Source organism: Algoriphagus machipongonensis (assembly GCF_000166275.1).
Classification (GTDB): Bacteria; Bacteroidota; Bacteroidia; order Cytophagales; family Cyclobacteriaceae; genus Algoriphagus; species Algoriphagus machipongonensis.
The window spans coordinates 1,926,179-1,943,153 of the sequence record NZ_CM001023.1 but is presented as its reverse complement, the minus strand read 5'-3'; the positions used below and the strand labels follow the sequence as shown (position 1 = coordinate 1,943,153).

At 37.8% G+C, this 16,975-nt stretch carries 9 protein-coding genes; all 9 read right to left on the bottom strand.

What is annotated here, in order from left to right; translation table 11 throughout:
- Positions 1 to 44: 44 nt before the first annotated feature.
- Positions 45 to 1,394 (bottom strand): TolC family protein, encoded by a 1,350-nt coding sequence (locus ALPR1_RS08260; protein WP_153231779.1) that lies wholly within the window; start codon positions 1,392 to 1,394, stop codon positions 45 to 47.
- Positions 1,372 to 2,055: an ABC transporter ATP-binding protein gene (locus tag ALPR1_RS08255; RefSeq protein WP_008199877.1), complete on the bottom strand. Its 684-nt coding sequence runs from the start codon at positions 2,053 to 2,055 to the stop codon at positions 1,372 to 1,374. Before ALPR1_RS08255 ends, ALPR1_RS08260 begins: the two co-directional genes overlap by 23 nt.
- A gap of 30 nt (positions 2,056 to 2,085) precedes the next feature.
- Positions 2,086 to 4,488: an FtsX-like permease family protein gene (locus ALPR1_RS08250; protein ID WP_008199875.1), complete on the bottom strand. Its 2,403-nt coding sequence runs from the start codon at positions 4,486 to 4,488 to the stop codon at positions 2,086 to 2,088.
- 179 nt (positions 4,489 to 4,667) lie between these two features.
- Positions 4,668 to 5,942: a Gfo/Idh/MocA family protein gene (locus ALPR1_RS08245; RefSeq protein WP_008199873.1), complete on the bottom strand. Its 1,275-nt coding sequence runs from the start codon at positions 5,940 to 5,942 to the stop codon at positions 4,668 to 4,670.
- A 95-nt stretch (positions 5,943 to 6,037) separates the two neighbouring features.
- Entirely contained in the window at positions 6,038 to 6,706 is a 669-nt protein-coding gene (locus tag ALPR1_RS08240; protein ID WP_008199871.1) for a 3-keto-disaccharide hydrolase, read from the bottom strand.
- 254 nt (positions 6,707 to 6,960) lie between these two features.
- Positions 6,961 to 9,378, bottom strand: a complete 2,418-nt coding sequence (locus ALPR1_RS08235; protein ID WP_008199870.1) for an ABC transporter permease — start codon at positions 9,376 to 9,378, stop codon at positions 6,961 to 6,963.
- A gap of 134 nt (positions 9,379 to 9,512) precedes the next feature.
- Positions 9,513 to 11,921: an ABC transporter permease gene (locus tag ALPR1_RS08230; RefSeq protein WP_008199868.1), complete on the bottom strand. Its 2,409-nt coding sequence runs from the start codon at positions 11,919 to 11,921 to the stop codon at positions 9,513 to 9,515.
- 64 nt (positions 11,922 to 11,985) lie between these two features.
- Entirely contained in the window at positions 11,986 to 14,397 is a 2,412-nt protein-coding gene (locus ALPR1_RS08225) for an ABC transporter permease (protein ID WP_008199867.1), read from the bottom strand.
- A 110-nt stretch (positions 14,398 to 14,507) separates the two neighbouring features.
- Positions 14,508 to 16,952, bottom strand: a complete 2,445-nt coding sequence (locus ALPR1_RS08220) for an ABC transporter permease (RefSeq protein WP_008199865.1) — start codon at positions 16,950 to 16,952, stop codon at positions 14,508 to 14,510.
- Positions 16,953 to 16,975 lie beyond the last annotated feature (23 nt).

Genomic DNA, 16,975 nt, shown 5'->3' with positions numbered 1-16,975 from the left:
TCTTTTTTTTGATTTCATAAAACCTTTTTCCAAAAAGAGAATTTTTAAAACCCTACATCTAGGGTTCCTAATGCATGTTTCATTTGAACTTCCTGGAAATAAAGAGTAAATAATGCTTGAGCCTGATCAGCTTGTGCAGCTACCAATTGTTGGTTCGCTGTAGATAGGTCCACAAAATTAGATAGCCCCAATCTAAAACGTTCTCTTACCGCATTTAAAGCTTCCTCAGCTGCCAGAACCTGAACTTGAGTATTTTCTTCTTTTGAAACAGCAGCTCTATAATTCTGGTAAGCCAGCTTCACCTCTTGAAAGACTCTCCTATCAATAGATTGCTTTTGTATTATTTGGTTTTTGTAGGCTAAATTCCTTCTACCTACATCCAGTCTTGTCTGGAAATTATTGAAAATAGGAATCGAAAGGTTGATCCCAATAGTGTTTTGAGGATATACTTTCAGCAATTGCTCTCTAAGGTTCCTATCATCCAATGAGGTGAAGAAAGTATTATAGTTATAAAAGGCATTCAATCTAGGATAGTACATGGCTTTCATCGCCTTGACACTCTTTTTGGTCGATTCCACCAACATGGATTGTTGTTCCAAATCAGACCTATTCTCTTTTGCCAATTCATACAATTCAAGAACACTTAACCCTTCGAAAGACACTACCGTGGCAGTTGGGTCCACCGCTTCCAATTCAGGAATTACGGTAGGTTCTAACTGAAGATATTCAGAAAGGTCCCAAAGGTCATTTTCCAGTTGAACTTCAGCCGTAATGGCTACAGACTCTAATCTTGCCACTTCAGATTCCTGATTGTATTGATCGGAAACAGTACGTAGACCCGCATCAACAAAACCTGTGATTTGCTCTAGCTGTTTCTTTTGATTTTCAAGATTTTCAAGTGAAATTCTCAAAAGCTCACTATCCAATAATACTTGCAAATACCTTCGAGAAACATCAAAAATCACTTGCTGAGCGGCTCTTTCCAAGCCTTTTTCTCCTGCCATATAAGCAAGCCTCGCGGATTGAGTATCCAATATTCGTCTCCCCGAATTAAATAATGGCAAGTTCATATTAAGTCCTGCCGATACTATCTCATTGGTAACGTTGGTTACCACGATTTCACCTTCCACTTGCTGATACTGCTGACCGCTTTGCTGTTGGAAAGTCGTACCTATATTGGCGCTTGGAAAGTGGGAGGCAAAAGCCGCCTGTTTTTGCCTTTTCAAGACCTCCATCTGATTGGACTGCGTCTGAAAATCCAAATTTTTGGACAAAGCAATATCCACTGCCTCACTAAAGGTTAATTTCAGCGTATCCTGTGCGACAACCTGACTTGCAGAAATAAGAACAATCCCTGCTAATAGAACTAATTTATACATGGGTAATAACTTCATCTTGATCAATTTTTCCATCCAGCATTTGGATCAATCTGGTACCGAAATCGGCATTTTCTCGGGCATGGGTTGCTTGTATAATTGTGGTTCCTTCTTTATGAAGTTCTTGAAAAACTTCCATGATCTCTTGGGCCTGAGCAGAATGAAGGTTCCCAGTAGGCTCATCTGCCAACAAGATCTTGGGGCGACCTGCAATTGCTCTGGCAATCCCTACAAGCTGTTGCTGTCCTCCTGATAGCTGTGCAGGAAACAAATCTTTTTTGGCCACCATATTAAAGCGGTCCAATAAATTAGCGATGATACTTTTCCTCTCTCCTGAAGGCACTTTTCTATAAAGTAAGGGAGTCTCGATGTTTTCATAAACAGTCAACTCATCGATCAGATGGTAGGCCTGAAAAATATACCCAAACTCAGACTTATGAAGATTGGATCGGTCACGATCTCTCATTTTAGTGACATTGCGCTCACCAAACCAATATTCGCCTTCGTAATCCTCATCTAATAATCCTAAAATATTGAGTAGGGTCGATTTTCCGGCTCCACTGGGGCCCATCAAAGTGACAAACTCACCTTCATTGATGGTCAGATTTATTCCTTTTAAAATAAATACACGATGAAACCGTGACTCAATAAATTTATCAATTTCCTTCAGTTGAATCATTTGATTGTTTTAAATAATATTTGTGTGTTGTTATTCGCTTTTTAATGTTTTTGCTGGGTTCAATGAATAAACTTTCCAGCTTCTATAGGCTATTGTCAGCATGGCTAAGGTAAAGACAATCCCAATTGCAATTACATAAGGCCAGAATGTAGGGTCTGTTTTATTGGCAAAATCCTGAAGCCATTGCTTCGAGAACCAAAACCCAAATCCAATCGCCAAAATGGCTGAAATCCCCAATAGTTTAAGGAAATCTGATGCTAATACTATAACCACATTTTGCTGGGTTGCCCCCAAAACTTTTCTGATACTGATCTCTCTTGTTCTTCGAAGTGCCACATAACTCACTAGGCCAAATAAGCCCATGCAAGCAATAAATATGGCAATCCCAGAAAACAATCCAAAGATCATCCCTGCCTTCTGCTCAGAGCTATACATTTGGTCATAAGCTTGATCTACAAAGACAGGATTGAATGGTCTTTCAGCTACCAAATCCTTCCAAACTCCTTCTAACGTTGCCAAATGTGCTGATGGATTTCCAGAGGCTAACTTCACTAGAAGAACATTGGATTGATCAGGATCTTTAAAAATCACTAAAGGACCTACTTGATGATGCAATGAATTAAAATAGAAGTCCCTTACCACTCCCTTAATGATGGAATTTCCATTAAAACCAAAGTTAATGGTTTTACCAATGGCTTCTTCTGGAGTCCATCCCATTTCCTTGATAGCGGATTCGTTAAGGATCACAGGAAACCTTTCTGTTCCTTCCTCAAGATCACTTCTACTTGGATCACTTTCAGTAAAATTATCTCCTGCTATTAATTCCAAGTCTATCGTATTAATAATATCTCTGTCTACAGAATATCCTGTGATCATAAACTCTTTGGGGTTATCTCCCCCAGGAAAGACTTTATATCCTGCTTTGATATGTACTGGCATATCTGCAGCTCTGGAAATAGAAACTGCTGCTCCTGAGCGAAGCATCTCATTTTTGATAGTCTCTATACCATCTCTCATATTATAGTGATAGCTTAGAGAAACCAAGTGTTCTTTTTCATAGCCAAGATTGACTTCCTGCATGTAATTCAACTGACTTTTGACCACAAAAGTGGAAATCAGCAAACCAATGGAAACGAAAAATTGGAAAACCACCAGTGATTTCCTAACCCAGGCTCCTCCACCAATTTTGGCCTTATTTGCCAAAGCTTTAATGGGTTCCATCCCAGAAAGAATCATAGATGGATACAAGCCTGCCAAGACACCAATGACTGCTACGAAGCCAGCCAAAAGAAGCAATCCTACTGGAGAAATCACTAAGTTTAAATCCAAAGGGACTCCACTGAGAGAGGAGAATTTTGGTGCAAAAAGATAAAGAGCTAAAACACTTAAAACGGCCGCCCCTAAAGTCAATATAAAAGACTCTGAAACAAACTGACCGAATAATTGTGCTCTTCCTGCCCCCATGACTTTCCTCAAGCCAACTTCCTTATTTCTTTCTGTTGCCTCAGCGGTAGCGAGGTTGACGTAATTGATCACACCAATAGCAATCAATAATAAAGCTACTATCCCAAAAATGTACAGATATCGGATATCTGTTCCAGGTTTTATAGAACCAAGTGCTTGATCTCCCAAGTGAATTTGACTTACAGGCTGAACAAAAAAAGCTGTTTCATAACCATATTCAGCCAATTCTTCCCCTAGGTACTTATCAACTAATTGAGAAAGTTTCCCTTCAAAAACCTGCGTATCTGTTTCAGGCTTAAGTTTTATATAGGAATAATAATTACTTGGAGACCACTCAGGATTGATCCCATGCCTATGAGTTTTAAATGAGCCAATAAAATCAAATTCCAAATGGCTGTTGGAAGGAAAATCTTCCATAACCCCAGAAACTACAAAATCAGTGTTATTTACTTTTAAAGGACTCCCTTGTGCTGCAGAGGCAGTTCCAAAATATTTTTCAGCAGTGCTTTTGGTTAATACAATTTGATTAGGTTCAGCCAAAACCCTATCCACATCGCCGGAAAGTAATTCAAAATCAAAGATTTTGTAAAAATTTTCATCTGCATAAGCAAAAGAATTTTCTTCTTGATTTCCATCACCCGCATCAATCATTACAGTCGAAAAAATACCTACATCAAATACTAAAGTACCATTTTCCACCTCAGGTACTTCCTCTATCAATGTTGGAACAAGACTAGAGGGAGTAGAAGATACCAATTGTCCATCACCTTGAGAGCGAAACTCCTGATTCAATCTATAAATCCGATTGTAGTCGGTATACATTTTATCATAACTCCACTCATGATTGATGTATAGACAGATTGCTAAAAAACTAAATATAGCAATGGTCAATCCTAATAAATTGATTCCAGTATACAGCTTCCTTTTCTGAAGATTCCTAAAGGATACTTTCAAATAGTTCTTCCACATAATTGTTCTTTTTGGTGGCTTTCCAACAGGCTTTTGTTTTCCAGTTTTGTGCCACAAAAAAAAGCCCCTAGAATAGCTCTAGAGGCATTTTTTCACGTTCAACCCTATCATCTTCTCGAACATTTTTGTTCGCCTGCGGACGAATCATTCGGAAGATAATCTAGAAGGTTAACGTCATTTTAGAATTTTCTGTATTTTCCTTTTAAATATTTGTTGGCTTCTTTCTCAGTAAACCTCGCCTTTTTACTATCCCAGTGAAGTGTCTGATTTGGGAATCTACCAGCAATGGTACCTAGCAAAATAGTCTCAGTTAATTTAGCTGCATAAGAGAAGGGAGCACTACATTCATCCTTACCCAAACAGGCATCAACAAACTGATGGTAATGCTTCTTACTCTCTGAATCATAATCTTTTACAGGTTTCCCTAAGTTGAATGATTCAATGTCCATTTCTACATATTTCCCATCCACAATTTTTCTAGGAAGCTGCTGGAAGTGTGGCAACAACAATCTTCCATTTTCCCCGATAAACATGGCTCCTTGATCTGGAAGTTCATCTCCATTTGGTAAAACTAAATCTTCATGGTCTGCAGGAGCTCCAGTTCCATCATACCATACCCATTTCAATTTTTCTGCAGTTTGGGCTGTACCAGGGAATTCATAGGTTACTGTATTGTGCTCAGGAAACCCAAAACCAGTAGGTTGACGACACTCATTGATGATCGTTTCTGGAACATCTAATTCCAAGGCATTGTAAGGGGTATCAAAAATATGGACTCCCATATCCCCTAGTGTACCACAGCCATAATCAACGATTTTTCTCCAGTTGCCTGGGTGATAATAGCCTTCTTTATACGGTCTCTCTTCGGCTGTTCCTTGCCATAAGTTCCAATCCAAAGTAGAAGGAACAGGGTCAGACCCCATGGGTTCTGGACCATCGAAGCCCCAGTTTTTTGGTGACCAAGCACGAACCGTATGAACCTTACCAATAATTCCAGACTGAATTAACAAAGTCGCTAATTTATAGTCATAAAAAGAGTGGACCTGGATTCCCATTTGGGTAACCAAGTTCTTCTTTTCAGCTATTTTTTTCATTTCTCTAGCCTCTGAAACATGGTGTGTCAATGGCTTTTGACAGTATACAGGCTTATCCATATCCATAGCCATCAAAGAAGCCGGTGCATGGGTATGATCCGGAGTAGAAACCACAACAGCATCGATTTCATCTTCCATCTCTTTTAACAAAATTCTATAATCAGAATAGACTTTGGCATTTGGATGCAAAGCTTTTGCTTTTGCTACAGCTTCACTATCCACATCACAAAGTGCAACCACATCAACCAAGTCATGGGATGAAATAGCATCTAAATCAGCCATTCCCATTCCTCCAAGTCCAATATGGGCAGTTCTTAATCTACCTTCCGCATTTAAATGATTTAGAAAAGAAGGAGCCAAAGCAGCACCTAAAATCCCAAGACCACTCTTCTTGACAAAATCCCTGCGGTCTAAACTTTTTATTTTTTACTCATGCTTTATAAGATTATACTATGTTATTTTAATTCCTTGATTCTAATATTTCTAAAATGGACCACATCTCCATGTCCTAAAAAGCCAATATGGCCAGAGCTTCTTTCTAATCCAGGATGTTCTTTATGGTCTAGCGTACCTTCCTTACTTGCCTCCAGATAATCTCCCTGAAGAATAGTTTCACCATTTAAAATCACTTGGATTTTAGGATGGTTTACAATAACGGTTTGTTTGTTCCACTCTCCAACTGGATTAAGGAATCCCCTTCTTGCGGGTATTACTCCATAAACCGAACCATGATATTGATAAACCTCCAATTCAGCATATTTCTTCGCTCGATTATCCAAAATTTGCAGCTCTTTTCCAACATATGCTGCATCACCTTCAAGAGGTGCATGAATCCCAAGCCCATTATTTGCGCCAGGTGTAAGTTGAAATTCGAAATGGAGAATGAAATTCCCATATTCTTTTTCAGTATATAAATTCCCACCTCCACCACCTTGAGGATCGATAACAATCATGCCATTTTCAGCTCGGTAGGACTCTTTATTTCCTACCCATCCATCAAGATTCTCTCCATTGAATAGTCGCTTAAAACCATCTTCCTTAGAAACAGACTGTGCCTGAGAAAAATTAATTGATAAGAACAAAACAGATACAATCCATGCTGATAAAAAAGTAGACTTTTGCATATAGCAGTTAAGGTTTAATATTATTCCGGTTTTTATTGAAAAGACAATTTAAGGGAACAAATATAAATATCCATGTAAAACTTATTTAAAAATTTTATTTACCTCCCGATGGATTCATTGAATTTTTCGATTAAGATCATTCCACGGCTTTCTTAAGGACTTAAAAAGATCCAAGGGAGCCAAAATAATTTTAGGCTCCCTTGGATCGAAAATATTTATACAATTTGGCTTATTTTAAATCTAACAGCAATCCATTATTCATTCTTGAGGACTTTCGCCGGATTTGTCTGAGAAGCCACATAAGAATGAATCCCTACTATCAGTAAACAAATTGCCATCACACCCAATCCCGCTAAGACAAACATCAAATAAGGCATACTTACTCTTGTATTGAAACCACTCAACCAATCATTCAAGAAATAGTATGCCGGGAACACAGCTATTAAAAATGACACCCCAACTAAGATCATATATTCTTTGGAGATCAGAAACAGAATCTGCTGTAAGGTTGCTCCTAAGACTTTTCTGATACTTATCTCTTTGGTGCGTTGGGCGATTGTGAAACTGGAAAGGCCAAATAAACCCAAGCAAGAGATCAATATTGCCAAGGCACAAGCAAAGCCCAATACATTCTTAATTTTCACATCTTCCTGATAAAACCGATCAATTTGTGAATCCAAAAAATTGAATTCCGCAGTTTCGTAAGGGTAAATTGAGAGATAGATTTCTTCCAAGCGCTCCTTTGCAGCAGCCAAATTTTGATCCGAATTTAACTTAACATTTACAGAGCGGAAATATTCTGGATTATAAGTAAATAGCAAAGGTCGAATTTCCTCACGTAGTGTTCTGGAATGAAAATCTGCGACCACGCCTATGATTTTCACTTGCTCTTGACTATATCCGATTTCAGCTCCCAAGGCCTCCTCTGGGCTTGAAAAGCCAGCCTCTTTTACAAATTTGGCATTCACCAGAATTTCATCTTTTTGGTCAATTTTAGCATTTCCTGCTAACAATGGAATACCATTCACTCCAACAAATGCCGAATCCACATTCATGACTTGAATCGAAAGCTCCTCAAATGTCGTATCTACTGGCACCCGTACTATTGAGGTCCATAGACTTGTGGAGGAAACCAGAGTTCCACTCAAACTTGCTCCTTTTACCATTCCCTCTTGATTAAACCGGTCCTGAAGCTGTACCATCTTATCCGGATCAGACATAAATGGCAAACTTGCATACATCACTGCTTCTTTCTCAAAGCCCAAAGGCTGACTGGTCACATATTTAAGTTGGTAGTTTAATACCAAAACAAGTATAATAAAGGCGATGGAAGATGATAATTGGACTACGGTAAGGTTCTTTCGCAGAAACACCCCTAAAGAAAACTTCCCATTTCTTACCTTTTCTCCTTTTAAAGCCCGCTGAGGATCATAATTCGATAGGATCAACGCTGGATAAATCCCAGTAATCAGTGTCAATAGGACCGGAAAAGCCAGGTAAAAAAGAAGATTTAAAGACGAAAAATAATCGATTGTGAAATTCTGTGGCAAATAGGTCTTAAACAATATTTTCAATGCCTCCACCAGGCCTAATGCTAGTAATGAACTCACCAAGATTATTAAAAATGTCTCTGCCAAAAACTGAAATATCAATTGAAATCGAGTTCCTCCAATTGTCTTCCTAATACCCACTTCTTTAGATCGGCTTATCGCTTGGGCAGTTTCAAGATTGACAAAATTTAAAGTAGCAAGCACCAAGATTATCAAGCCAATAAAAACCAATCCTTTTAAGAAAGTTTTGGAAACACTATTGCTTCCATAGGTTTGACCAAAATGCATAGCTGATAGAGGCTCAGTAAAAAAACTGGTACTGTATTCTCCATTTTCTTGAGCCTCCATATTTTTTGCAATCAATGGCTCAAATGCCTCATCCACAGATTCTGGAGATACCCCCTTATCAAGTTTGATGAAAAGCTGGCTACTGGAGTTTACTGAACTCCATTCATGCAGACCATACCAACTTATTTGCTCTTCTGTTCTGATAGTACTTAAGGAAATAAAGTTATTGAAGATAAAATCTGTATTCTCCTCATAGTCAGCTACGACCCCAGTGATTTTTGTATAGATAGAATCCGAGTCCACAAACATTATTTCCTGTCCCAAAACGTCAGAAGCTTCCGAACCCGGGAAATATTTATGCAAGCTTGACTCCGAAATCACCAGTGATTCAGGTTGAAGCAAGGCTGTTTCAGGGTTCCCCGCAAGCCATTCTCGAGGGAAAATCTTAAAGAATCCAGGATCTGAAAATGTCACATCATCTGACCTTCCAAAAACTTTATCGGTGTTTGGAAAGGCTACCAATGTATTGTATAAGGTATAAAGTTTACCCTTTTCTTCAATCCCTGAGATTTCATCTTTTATCACCTCATTTAAGGGACCTGGAGTCCCTGAGTTAGGATAACTATCTCCATCTCCCCAATCTGTTAGCGTATTGACACGGTAAATCCTATCACCATCAGGGTGAAATTTATCAAAGCTATAAGAATGGGTGACCACATTGAAAATCAAAAAGCAAATTGCTATTCCAATAGACAAACCTAGAATGTGGATTCCTGTCCTAAGTTTGTTTCTCAGAAGATTTCTCCAAGCGATTTTAAAATAATTTTTAAGCATGTTTTTCTTATTTGAATATTGAAAAATTGAAAAATTTGAAAATTGACTCAAATCATTTCAATTACTGAAATCTGTGATTCTGGTATTCGACACCCGATACTTGATACCTTGTGCATGTTACTTGATACTTTATTCTATTCATCTTTTAGGACTTTTGCTGGATTTGTCTGTGATGCATTGAGAGCATGTAATCCCACAATCAATAAACAAATGGAAAGAATGAGTATACCTGAAAGGACAAAAAGTCCATATGGCATCTCTATTTTGAAAGCATATTCATTTAGAAACTTGCTGGCAAAGTACCATGCAATGGCTGAAGCAAAGGCAAACGAAAAACCAATAAGTATCACATACTCTTTACTTATTAAAAGTAACACCTGAGAAACTGTAGCTCCCAGTACTTTCCTAATACCGATCTCTTTTGTTCGCTGCGCTATCGTAAATGACGATAAACCAAAAAGCCCTAAACATGAAATTAGAATTGCCAAAAATGAGGCAAACCCCATCACATTTCTAAGTTTTTGATCGTCTTCATAAAATTGGGCAATTACCTCATCCAAAAACTGGAATTCTGAAGATTCTAATGGATATAACTCTTTGAAAATTTGATCCATCTTTGCTTTTGCTAATCGGATATCTGCTCCTTTTTCAAGTTTCACATTAACCAGCGAAGAATACTCAGGATCATAAACCATTAGTAATGGCTTGATTTCAGATCTTAGATTCACCGCATGAAAATCATTCGTCACACCTTGAATAACCCTACTGGTGTCTCCATAATAGAAATTCATTCCAATCACTTCTTCGGGATTTGAAAAACCATACTTTTTCACAAAAGCTTCATTGACCAAAACCTCATTGATCCGGTTGGAAATATTTTTTCCTGCGATAATTTCTAACCCGTTTACTGCAACAAAAGAGGAATCAATTAATTTATTTTGAACTTCCATATTCATCTCTGTGGAATCAACAAACAACTTCACTTCTGAAGTAGAATAGCTATTAGATGAAACCAAATCATCACTAATGGAAATATTACTTACAAAGGATTGTTGTTTGATTTGCTCCTTGAAAATATCTGTTCGCTTGAGTTCATCTCGAAAGGGAGTAGAAATGTATAAAACAGCCTCCTTATCAAAACCCATTTCCTGTTGGCTCAAGTAGCGCAATTGGCTATTTAGCACAAACACCATAATTACAAAGGCAATAGAAAAAGTAAACTGGATTACCGTAAGATTTTTCCGTAAAAAGACCCCAAAAGAAAAACTTCCCATTCTTACTCGCTCACCTTTCAATGCTCTTTGAGGGTCATATTTACCCAAAACCAAGGCAGGATAAATGCCGGCAATAAAAGTAAGAAGAATTGCAAACAGAGATAAGAAGCCAAAGTTTACCCAAGTAAAATACTGAATTGAGAAATTTTCCGGTAAATATCCTAAAGCTAAAGTTTTCAGAATTTCAACAAATGCAAATGCGATGATACAGGCAATAAGTACTATGATGAAAGTCTCTGATAAGAATTGCTTGGTCAGTTGTGCCCGGTTGCCTCCCAAAGTCTTTCTGATCCCCACTTCTTTTGCTCGATTAATCGCATGAGCTGTTTCCAAATTGACAAAATTCAGACATGCCAAAATCAAAATTATACCTCCTAAAATCATCAATCCTTTTAACAATAATCTATCTGCGGTCTCATTGGCAAGCGCACTTGTAAAATGAACTTCAGATAAAGGTTGTAAAGCATGCGATCGTAAATCTCCATTATCCAATTCAATGTATTTCTCGATCATCTCTGGAAATTCACTCTCAATGGCTTCAGGATCAACATTTTCAGAAATCTTTACAAACAATTGAGAACTTGAAGTTATTGCATCCCAGCGATCTATATTGAACCGTGATTTGTTCTTCATAGTCTGAATAGAACTCAAAGAAACAAAGCTGCTAAATTCTAGATCTGAATTTTCTTCATAGGCTTTTACAATTCCAGTGACCACTGCTGGAATTGAATCTTGATTGAAATAAATAACCTCCTGACCTAAAATCTGATCTGGGGCTTGATCTGGGAAATAGCTGTTTGCCGATTTTTCTGAAAGAACCACCGAATTAGGCTTAGAAAGAGCCAAATCTTCAGAGCCTGCAATCCATTCTCTCGGAAACAGTTTAAAAAAGTCCTCAGAGGCCAAAAGAATACCTCTTTGCCTACCTAGGTTTTTATTAGCTGAAGGAATTCCAACCAATGTTTCCCCTAGAGTATAGATATGCGTTCGGTTTTCTATACCATTCACTTCATTCTCAATCTGCTCCCCTAAAGGAAAAGGCACTCCGGGGTTTGGATAAACATTTCCTCTATAAATTGATGTAGTAGTAACCCTAAAAATCCTATCCCCATCTGTATGAAAATTATCAAAGCTATTTGCAAACCAAACAACATTGAATATCAAGAAGCAGATTGAGATTCCAATAGATAAACCCAATACATGAATCACTGAACGGAGTTTATTCCGAAGGATGTTTCTAAAGGCTATTTTAAAGTAGTTTTTAAGCATTGGCAGGTTGGAGCTTGAAGGATTATTTATTGTTTACATAGCAAGTCAAATTTCTAACATCGACTTATTCATCTTTTAGAATTTCAGAAGGATTTACAAAAACCAGTTTCAGAGTTTGATAACAAGTCGTCATCAAAAACAGCATGAAAATGGTCAATGCCGGTAGCACAAAAAACCAAAAGCCAAGTGAGATCTGGAGCTGAAAGTTTTCTAACCAGCCTGATAAAATATAGTATGAGAGAGGTATTCCTGCCGCAAAACAGACTCCAAGCCAAATGAAATATTCTCCTGAAATAAGATTTAATAGTTGTGCTGGTGTGGCACCTAATATCTTCCGAATACTCAGCTCTTTGTTTTTCTGTAAAACCAATTGATTTGTCACCCCAAGGATTCCCATCACTGCAATGATAATTGCAACCAAAGAGGCCATACCGAATAATTGAACAAACTGCTGCTCGCTTTTATACTGCTTATCGAAATGCTCATCCAAGAAATAATATTCAAATGGAGAACTTTTATAGTTCTCATTAAATACACTCTTAATTTCACTTAGAGCCTGGGTGGGATTTGACCCGTTGATATCCACGACATAGTATTTTAAATCTCCTGATGAATAATTTAAGACCAAAGGCTCCACATCCACTTTGACACCTTGCTGACGATAATCATCGACAACGGCAGTAATGGGAACAGAAGAATTTCTATTTACGAGTGCTTTTCCTATCGCATCTTCGGGGCTTGAAAAGCCGAGAGTTGAAAGAGCTTTTTTGTTAATAATTGCTTCAGAACCTGTTTCGAGAGATAAATTAAATTTCTTTCCCGCTAGAATTTCAATTTCAAAAACATCAAAATATCCAGCCCCAACATTTAGCATATTAAACATGGCTCCATTTTTCTCCTTTCCTTCTGCATGAAACTCATCAGACCTCCAATACACTTCGTTACCTGGAATTTCGTTTGTTGCCGCAATGGAATTAACCGAATTTAAATTACCGATCGAATTTTGAATTTGCTCTTGATAGTTGCCGCTGCCATCGATAAACAACATGGGTGAACGAAAGACTAGTTTATCTTCGAGGTTTAATCCCAATTTCTGTTCGCGCATAAAATCCAACTGCTTGTATACAGTCAAAACTCCTGCAATGATCACCAAACAAAAGACTAATTGGCTCACTAATAAGGGTCTTGCGAGTGCAGACTTCAATTTAAATTTCAAAGTACCTTTCAATGCACCAGAAGGAGAGAAACTGGTAAGAATCAATGCTGGATAAACCCCAGAAATAAAGGTGCCTAAAAGCCAAAAACCTATCAAATAATTTAAAATCATGTTAGCCTCAAAAACATCTTCAGGCAAACCCAAATCCAATAGATTGTTTAGCAATTTTCCTCCTGAAAAAATCAAAGCCGAAGCAATTATGGTTGCAAATAAATTGACTATCAGGCTTTCAAACATAAACTGAGAAAAGAGCTGAAACTTATTTCCTCCGGATACTTTTCTGACTCCGATTTCCCTTGCTCTGCTCATGGCTTTTGCATTTGAGATATTGATTGAATTCAGATAAACCATCAACAAAACAAACACACCTATCCACAGAAAGTAATTCAAGTTTTTCCCATCAACTCCCTTTTCAAATTCACCTGTATAATCTAGGGTTGTATGAATGCTTTTTATAGGTTGAAGTGCAAGAGCCCATTTTGAATTACTGGACTCTAGATTTTCTCCATAATGTTTCAAAAAGCTTTCATTGATGGCATCTTCCGTATCGGATACAGAGGCCTCCGGCGCCAATTTCAAATAAGAATAGAGATTAAGCCAATCATAAGATTGATCTATTCCCTTTCCTATAAAATGATGCAAAGTGGCATAAGAAATCAATATTTCTGGTCTTAAATGCCGGTTGGCAGCTGGGGAATCAAATACCCCTACCACCTCAAAATCAACGGTACCGTCAAAATTGGTACTATTGATCTCCAGGGTTTTTCCGATTCCATTTTGTTCCCCAAAAATCTTATCATGTATAGTTTGGGATAACATCACTTTAAGAGGTTCCCCCATCTTATTAAGATCGCCTTCCAAAATCTCTGTATCGAAAAAATCAAAATACTGCTGATCGGTAATTAAGATTTTTTCTTCTCTGACAAATTGCTCTTCGTGCCCAGCAATCACCTCACCTAAAATAACTACCCTGCTAAAATCTTCTACTGAAGCTACCTCCTTAGCAAATGTTTCTCCCATCGCCGGGGATGTTCGAGCTCCCTTTTCCACCAATTCATCTTCTGCATAAGAAGTTAAGTTGATTCGGTATAATTGGTCGGCGTTTTTTAAATCAGCATCAAAACTCTGTTCAAAACGAACATAAATTAAAATCACAAGCACGGTGCTAATTCCTATTGCCAATCCTCCTATGTGGATAATAGAATTGGTCTTATCAGCATACAACTGCCTCCAAAGAATCTTTAAATAGTTTATTAGCATCTTTCTATGATTTAAAAATTAAATTATTTACTCATGATTTTCTAGTGCTTATCCCCTTCTATTACCTCCGCATTCCAGCTTGACATGAACCTACTACAGGTTTTTTTTAATTATTCATCTTTCAACGTTTTAACAGGATTCATCTGGGAAGCATAATAGGACTGAGCTGAGACGATCAGCAGCGTAAAACCAATTCCTGAGATAGCCAAAAGAGTGAAGTTCAACCAAGAAGGCCATTCTTTAACAGCAAATTGCTCAATCCAACTTTGCATGACATAGAAGCTTAATGGCAATGCTATTAGAATTCCTATTACTGTGATTACCAAGAATTCTTTATTAAACATCCAGGAAATGCTCCAAGAAGACGCCCCCAAGACTTTTCGTATTCCTATCTCTTTGGTTCTACCCGAAATACTTAGTGCCGCCAAAGCAAATAATCCCATTGCAGCAATTAGAATCGCGATCCCTGCAGCAAAAAAGACCATTTTACCTAGTCTTTCATCCGCTCTATATTGAGCCTCAACCGTCTCATCCAAGAAACTGAAGCTGAAAGCCTCTGAAGGGAATACCTTTTCCCACTCGCTTTCCAACAAAGCTCTAAATGAGTCAAAATCCATCCCGGAACCTTTTACAACCACCTTAGGATTTGTTGCCGAATTTATACTCAATGAATTAATCCCACTGAATACGGCCTCTGGACTTTTGGCAAATAATACCGGTTCAATATCTCTGTATAAGGAAGCGTGATTAAAATCCTTTACTACCCCCACAATTTCATGACTATTGAAACGAGTACTAGGCATCATTTCCGCGGTAGGATCATCCCAGCCCATAGCTTCTGCAAACTTTTCGTTGATGACAAAAGCACTGCTGTCAGCTCCTTGGTCTGGGTTAAAATCACGTCCTTCCACCAAGTCAAAGCCTAAGGTTTTGACGTAATCTCCTCCTACGAAATTCACTTTGAATTGAAATTGCTTTCCTTCCTCTAATGGAAAACCAGCATCCCAAAATGCATCATCGCCATAGGTAGCAATGGTGATCCCTGCAGATTGCACTTCCGATCTAGCACTCAACGATTGTCTATATAACTCCGCTTGTTTGAAACTATCATTAATAGTCTTTACAAAACTGGTGGAAGGAATTTCCGGTACATCTACTATGACCACCATATTTTGATCAAAGCCCAAATCATAATTTCGAATCGTATTCATCTGATGAACCATAATTAATGTAGAGGCCACCAAAAGGAAAGAAATGAAAAATTGAAAAGCTACCAGTCCTTTTCTAAGCCCTTGCTTACCAAAATGAATTGAAAGGGTTCCTTTCAATACTTTGATAGGTTTCAAACCTGAAAGGAAAAATGCCGGGTAAGCACCCGCCAAAAGTGTAATAAAAATTACTAATCCGATTAATATTAAAATCTGATTGATTCCATAAACCAAATTCAGGTTTTTCTCAAAAAGCTCATTGAATGTAGGTAATAAAACTTCTGCCAAAATTACGCCCACCACAAGTGAGGCCATTGTTGTCAGAAAAGCTTCCGTTAGAAATTGAAAAACCAACTGACCAAAATCAGCTCCCATGGTCTTTCTAACCCCAACTTCTTTTGCTCGAGTCATAGCCCTACCTATGGCCATCGTAGTAAAGTTTATACTGGCAATCAGCAGAATTAATATGGCTATTGTAGATAAAATCCAAAGTAATTTAGGACGAGTAGTTTCTACCATCCCTGTGATAGGATCATCCGAAAGGTGCATTCCTGCTATAGGTTCCAATGTGAAATAATATTCTCCTTCCTCATAATCCTCTCCTAAAACCTTCTTCATCAAAGCCTCCATTCCTGACTCCACATCCTGCTCTTGGCTGGCATTAGCTAAGGTTACATAGGTTTCTCCAAACACATTGTACCAGGAATTTCTACTTCTTTCTTCAACCAAAAAGTCCAAGTTTTCATCATTCAATAACATTTCAAACTGAATACTGGAATTGGTAGGGATATCTTCTAATACTCCCTGAACTTGATATTCTTCATAGGTTTCAGCTACACGCAGTCGTATGCTTTTACCAATGGGATTCGAATCTCCAAAGTACCTTTTTGACGTTTCCTCCGTGATTACTATCCCATATTTATCGTTGAGAACACTTGATTTGTCTCCCTGCAATAATTTGAAATCAAAGATTTCCAAAAAGTCAGGACTAACCGTCAAAAACTCCTGGCTTTGAGTGTTTTCTTCATCCAGATAAGCTTGAGCCACCCCTCCTATAAATCGCGTTATTTTTTGTATTTGAGGAAACTCCTCCTTAAAAACTGGAGCGGAAACAATAGGTGTAGAAAATGAGCTCCTTAACTCCCCTTCAAACACCTCAAACCTTTTTATCCTAAAAGTATTCTCTGAATTGGAATGGAATTTATCAAAGTTCAATTCGAATTGGACGAAAAAGAAAATCAAAATACTGACACCCAAACCTAGAGATAGACCAATCAAATTGATCCCAGTATGGAGTTTGTTTTTTGATAAATTTCGTAGGGCGATTTTAAAATAATTTTTTAACATATCAGGAATAGTTAATTCAAATT

What these genes read in the sequence shown, in the direction of transcription:
- ALPR1_RS08260 (WP_153231779.1), bottom strand. Translation starts at nt 1,394, where the DNA reads ATGAAGTTATTACCCATGTATAAATTAGTTCTATTAGCAGGGATTGTT.
- ALPR1_RS08255 (WP_008199877.1), bottom strand. Translation starts at nt 2,055, where the DNA reads ATGATTCAACTGAAGGAAATTGATAAATTTATTGAGTCACGGTTTCAT.
- ALPR1_RS08250 (WP_008199875.1), bottom strand. Translation starts at nt 4,488, where the DNA reads ATGTGGAAGAACTATTTGAAAGTATCCTTTAGGAATCTTCAGAAAAGG.
- ALPR1_RS08240 (WP_008199871.1), bottom strand. Translation starts at nt 6,706, where the DNA reads ATGCAAAAGTCTACTTTTTTATCAGCATGGATTGTATCTGTTTTGTTC.
- ALPR1_RS08235 (WP_008199870.1), bottom strand. Translation starts at nt 9,378, where the DNA reads ATGCTTAAAAATTATTTTAAAATCGCTTGGAGAAATCTTCTGAGAAAC.
- ALPR1_RS08230 (WP_008199868.1), bottom strand. Translation starts at nt 11,921, where the DNA reads ATGCTTAAAAACTACTTTAAAATAGCCTTTAGAAACATCCTTCGGAAT.
- ALPR1_RS08225 (WP_008199867.1), bottom strand. Translation starts at nt 14,397, where the DNA reads ATGCTAATAAACTATTTAAAGATTCTTTGGAGGCAGTTGTATGCTGAT.
- ALPR1_RS08220 (WP_008199865.1), bottom strand. Translation starts at nt 16,952, where the DNA reads ATGTTAAAAAATTATTTTAAAATCGCCCTACGAAATTTATCAAAAAAC.